The sequence below is a fragment of the Bacillus sp. GMs2/2 genome (assembly GCF_050172095.1).
Lineage (GTDB): Bacteria > Bacillota > Bacilli > Bacillales > Bacillaceae_G > Bacillus_A > Bacillus_A cereus.
The window spans coordinates 1-5,914 of the sequence record NZ_JBNLYE010000257.1; the positions used below are offsets into that span (position 1 = coordinate 1).

The following is a 5,914-nucleotide window of genomic DNA, read 5'->3' on the forward strand; positions in this document are numbered from 1 at the left end:
TGCCAACCAGCTACATCTCTCGGTGTATGATCTGTTAATTCATGAATGTACTCTTTAAGAAGTAAAAGAGTACCATTTTCCTCTTTATGTATTTCAAATCGGACACGGTCTTTATCCCAAGTAAATTCAAGTACTGAGTTTAGTTGACACTCTAAAATATCAATATTTATGAATGAACCGTCCATCATGTCGAACTTTATTATTCCACCCGTTTTAAGGCTTTCAATCTGTAAATTGGACATCCATTTTTTCAGCTTACTGTTTTCTGTTAATACAGACCAAACTTCCTCTACCGTATATGGAAATTCACGTTCAAATTTTACAATATATCCATCAGTTAGTTTCCCAATTTCAGCTATCATTTTGATTGCCTCCTTATATAGAATATATGTTCTTATTTCATTTTACACGAATATAAATATAAAATAAATATTTATGTCAACGAAGTGTTAATTTAAAGCGAATGACGCTGAGAAAAACTTAAATATTTTCTAAATCGAGTTATATAGTATTGAAAATTAAATATAGATTTACGTACAAATAAAAAAGCCGCATTTGCGACTTATGAAATCATAGGATTAACTCCTTTTTTGTTGAATGATTAGCGCTTAATCGCATCGACAATTAGCGATGGAAAACCAAGTTTATCGCCTTTATTTCTAGAATCATACCTTTTCGAACGGAAAATAACACCGTCGTTTGCATCCCATTCGTTGTAATAAAACCGACCATTTTCATCACAATATTCAAGTAAAACTACCTCGAATCCAGCAGTTTCAAACATTTTCGTTAATGTTTTATAATTATGAACGATTTTATGACTTGCTGCTGGATGATCTTTCGGACCGGGTCCCCCTATTTGAACTATATTTTGATATACCTCATCCTGAAAGAATGCATCAGGGACTCCGCACCGAATATGACCAGATGGTTTTAAAAATTCATAACAGATTTCAGCTGCTCTTACACCTTCTTCAAAAGTAAGGTGTTCCCATACATGCTCAGCTAAAATAGCTGAAATAGAGTTGTATTCAAATCTTTCTTCCCACGTAGCTTTATCTAGTAAGTTAAGTTCATCTTCTTGCGTTTGAATCCAGCCTGGATTATTATTAAACACTCCAGCTCCGACAACTACTTTAATTTCGTCTTGTTTTATTGCCACCATGTTCACCTCTTAAACATTTTAATTCATTAATATATTCTATGTTTACTATTATCCTTCCTCCTTCAACAAATGTAGTAACATGAGTCCAGTACAATACCGAACTCATGCCCTAAAAACTCTCTAACGCAACAATCTGTCTAACTCTATAAAATCAGTTCATAATATACGATTTTTCTTACAGAAATATAGCACACCAAACATTAGCATAATACCAATTACGTAAAAAATTGTTGTTCCGCTCCCACCAGTATTAGGAATTACCCAATTATTCTTCGCATTTTTCACTGTTATTTTTTGTGTCTTTACTGCTTCTGTAATTTCTATTTCTATTGGATCTCTAAGTAACATGTATCCGTTCGGTGCTTTTATTTCTTTAATCGTATACTTACCAATTGCTAATTGGTTGGAAATTACCTTTCCTTTTTCATCCGTTATTAATCTACTAAGTTCTTTCCCTTCTTTATCTAACACTTGAAATACAGCGCCTTTTAGCTTTAATTCACTATCCTTATCATCAACTTTTTCAATTTCAAATTGCCCAGTCGGATCTGGCAATTTCTTATTTTCTATTTTAATTTCTACTACTGTATCTTTTTCTATTTTTACAGCTATTTTATCTTTTAATAATTCATAACCTTTAGGTGCCTCTATTTCCACTAGGGTATAGTTTCCTATTGGTAAGTCCTTTGATATCATTTCTCCTTTTTCATCTGTTATTAACTCTCCAACTACTTTTCCTTTTGCATCTTCTATATGAAACTTTGCCCCTGCTAGTTTTTTATTTTTATCACTTATGTCTACTTTCACAAGCTTCATTTTTCCCATTGGATCTGGCAATTTCTTATTTCCTATTTTAATTTCTACTTCTGCATCTTTCTCTACTTTTACAGCTATTTTATCTTTTGATAATTCGTAACCTTTAGGTGCTTCTTTTTCCACTAAAGTATAGTTTCCTATTGGTAAGTCTTTTGATATCGCTTCTCCTTCTTCATTTGTTACTAGTTCTCCAACTATTTTCCCATTTAAATCTTCAATTTTAAACTTTGCTCCCACCAATTTTTTATTATCATTATTACTATCAACCTTTTTTATTTTTACTTTTCCTGTACTAGGCTTGTTCCAATGTTGCCAGTTAAATTTGAAATTGTGAAATTCAAATCCACCAGTTTGTTGTACCGCGCCGACAAATGCTTGTCCATTAATCGAGCCGCCTTTTGTTTCTAATACAGCATTGGGAGCAAACACACTCCCAACGACACCATATCCCTCTGTTGTAATTTTTTTCGCATTTGGAAAAACCCAAATCACTTTCCCGTATAGCTCAGTAAACGGGGAATTAGGAGAATATGGTTGTGATGTAGGAACTATATCTGTAGCCCTTCCAATATTGTTCGTGTCATATAGAATAGACCCATTTTTAAATGTAACCTCTGTTGCATCCGAATACATAACAATAAAATCTTTGTCCTTAGCACTCGGTAAAAATACATCTCTTATATCTAAATTGTTTTTCCCTGTCAATTCTGATGAAACATAAATATTAGAATTGTTTATATCTTTTCCGATTCCATAACTCATATTTGGAATTGGGGTATTCGTTTTATATTGACCAGCATTTTTACTGACTTGGTTCACTATATTGCGAAATTCATTAAATTTCGCGTCAATTTCTAGTTTTTCTTTATAAACGATATGATCATAAGAAGATTGTATGATGCGATCTGGATCACTCTCTTTTGTCATTACGACTATTCCGTTTTGAATGATAAAAGATTCTTCTCTTGATTTCTTAAATTTTCCAGACAATAACAAGGACGGATATCCCTCATCAACCCATTTTTCACCTACTATATTAGATGTTCCCGCTGCAGCACCTACAATTGTATACCCCGATGCATCCATATCACCTTGAACTGCAATTGCTCCTTCAATGTCGCCACCTATTGCTTTATGGTTACCAAAGACAACTGCATTATAACGCGATATATCACCTAGACCTTCTAAGTTTGTCGTGGATCCATATGCTTCTTTTGGTACATATACGACAAAACTTACACTTAACATTAACAAAACAATAAAATGAATACTTACCAGCTTTAATCGTAGCCTCAATTCCTTTGTTCCCACCTTTACCGTATTTTTTTTATAGTCGAATAAAATGACATGTTTATCAATGAGGATTTACTTCATTCCCTATACATCTTCTTTACTTATCTCTGAATTTCCGGTCCCAATGTCCATTAATGCAGGATAAATAAATACATTCTATCGAGTTAACCTTTTCTTATAAATTACGACTAGAAACACACATAACAATAGGATTGGAACTATTACAGTCCACTTATTAAATATAAATATCTCTGTACTCACTTTTTGTTTTTCATTCTCGTTTAACTCCACACGCACACCTCGAACTAGCAATCTATTGGTGTTTACTCCATAAGGCGTACACGTAATTAAAGTTGTATAATCTTTATTTTCTACAATTTGTAGATCGTCCGTTTCGTGTGGTAACACTACTTTAATTTGATCTACTTTATAAGCAAGAACTTTGTCTAAAGAATGAATATAAAAGAGATCTCCTTCGCTCAACTTATCTAAATCTGTAAATAATTTTGCTGATGGTAAACCACGATGCCCTGTTAAAATAGTGTGCGTATTTTCTCCACCTATCGGGAGCGAAGAAAAATCTAAATGACCTATCCCGCGGCTCAATACTTCCTCAGATGTCCCTTGATAGATTGGCAGTTTTATATTAATTTTCGATATTTCAATATACCCCATTACATCTCCTAAATTTAACGCATCAGCATATGCTTGATGATTACTTTTTTTTTCAGAAAATGGATCAGTAAATGTTTTCGTGGAAGTGTGAACTTGTTTATTATATTCGGCTGCTTCTTTTTCCCTACGTTCGACTTCTTTCTTTTGTAGCGCTTTGATCTTCTTATCGTAAGAGCTAATCTCAGAATAATGTGCACGAGTCGCCAACCAATTACTAATAGTAGGATATAAAAAAACACCTAATCCAAATAAAAAAATACCTCCCAAAACAAGATTTCGTTTCATATTTCCACCTCTGTATATGCTTAAATATCGAAAAGAGGGAAGCATTTTGCTTCTCCCCTTTTCCCATAGTTACATGTTCCTAAAATCTTAATTATTAGCAAACTTTTTTCTAAAGAAAACAAATGCCGCTGTAACCATTAACGTAAGGCCTATTACAGTAAAAAGAGTCGTTCCTATGCCACCCGTTACCGGAAGAACCCATCCACTTTTATTATTTTCAATCGTTAATTTAACCGTTTGATTATTTTCGCTAATCTTTACATCAATGGGATCTTTTAATAATTGATAAGAAGCTTTTGTACCATCTTCTTTTGTATATGTTGGTGCTTTCGTTTCAAAAATTTGATAGTCTCCATATGGAATGTTAGACCATTTAATAACACCATTTTCATCTGATACACCTGTTACTTCTTTTCCTGCTACAACAACTATTTTTCCATTTTTATCTTTAAGTACAAACTCTGCACCTTTTAATTTATTCTTATTAGCACCATCAATTTTTGTTAACTCAATTATTCCAGTTGTCGGAACAACAACTACAGGTTTAGATTCCTTTTCTCCAATTACATCATTTTTATTTGTAAAATCAATTTTTGCTGTATTTAAAATTTCCGAACCAGATGGTACTCCTTCTTTTACTTGAGATTTAATTTGCAAATGAAATTCTTTTTTACCATCTAATTTTGTGAAATCTTTTACTGTAGCTGTTACTTTTTGACCTTCTATAGCTATCTCTACAATGCTTGCATTTACTTCTGCTCCATCAATTTTCACAATTGGCTTTCCTTGAATCACTAAACGATTATCCAAAGTATCTGTTACCACATATTTTTTATATTCCTTAATGTCTTCTGGAATTAATGTTTTAATATCATAATTATAATTAGTTAACGGATTGATTGGTAACGCTTCTAATTTTCCGTTAATCTTTTTATCAATTATTGGTTCTTCATAGTTTTTCACTTCTAATTTAACTACTGTACCAGAAGTAATAGTTCCATCTTCATTAATTGTTCCCGAGTTCTTAACAAAAAACTCACGTTTAGTTGGATCTATTACATAGCCTTTCGGAGCTTTTGTTTCTTGGAAATAGTATTCTCCATACACCAATCCTTGCACGCGAATATGACCATTAGCATCTGTTACTAACTCTTTTTTCACTTCTGTACCGTCTTTTTTAAATAAAGAGAATACTGCACCTGCTAATGCTTTTTCATTTACACCAGTTTTTATTAAATCCACTGCACCACGTTTAACCTCATTTTTAGGATACATGTGAACATCATAGTTTAGCACCTTACCCTCTTTATTCGTTAATGGGATATCCACTGTATACGTATTGGGATTTAGATTAACATGTGGAGGTCCTGCCACTTCTTTCACCTCATAACGTCCTAGCGGAAGATCTTTTAATACAACTTGTCCGTTATCATCTGTTACTACTTGATTTGGAGTGGCTCCCATTACAGGTTTCACGTCTTCTTTTACGATTTTCCCATCGTTTGAAATTTTTTCAAAAGAAGCAACCCTTTTCACTTCAAACGTTACACCTTTTAATGGTTTCACATCTTTTGGCACCTCTTGATTTGCAGAACCGTCACCTTCTAGTCCCTGCGCTCCATCTTTTTCTTGTTCATACTTATGAATCGTTAAAGTACCTTTAGATGATGAATCTGCCTT

General features: G+C 33.1%; 5 protein-coding genes. All 5 read right to left on the reverse strand.

The window, feature by feature from the left end; genetic code table 11:
• Nucleotides 1-362 (reverse strand): SRPBCC family protein (locus ACQGS6_RS21690; protein ID WP_426965581.1); only part of this gene is annotated, 362 nt, incomplete at its 3' end.
• A 239-nt stretch (nucleotides 363-601) separates the two neighbouring features.
• Entirely contained in the window at nucleotides 602-1,162 is a 561-nt protein-coding gene (locus tag ACQGS6_RS21695; protein WP_025966173.1) for a class I SAM-dependent methyltransferase, read from the reverse strand.
• 159 nt (nucleotides 1,163-1,321) lie between these two features.
• Nucleotides 1,322-3,277, reverse strand: a complete 1,956-nt coding sequence (locus ACQGS6_RS21700; protein ID WP_076775086.1) for an MSCRAMM family protein — start codon at nucleotides 3,275-3,277, stop codon at nucleotides 1,322-1,324.
• A gap of 153 nt (nucleotides 3,278-3,430) precedes the next feature.
• Entirely contained in the window at nucleotides 3,431-4,234 is an 804-nt protein-coding gene (locus ACQGS6_RS21705) for a class C sortase (RefSeq protein WP_000828082.1), read from the reverse strand.
• Between the two features lie 87 nt (nucleotides 4,235-4,321).
• Nucleotides 4,322-5,914: SpaA isopeptide-forming pilin-related protein (locus tag ACQGS6_RS21710; protein ID WP_426965583.1), on the reverse strand; the 1,593-nt coding region annotated here is incomplete at its 5' end.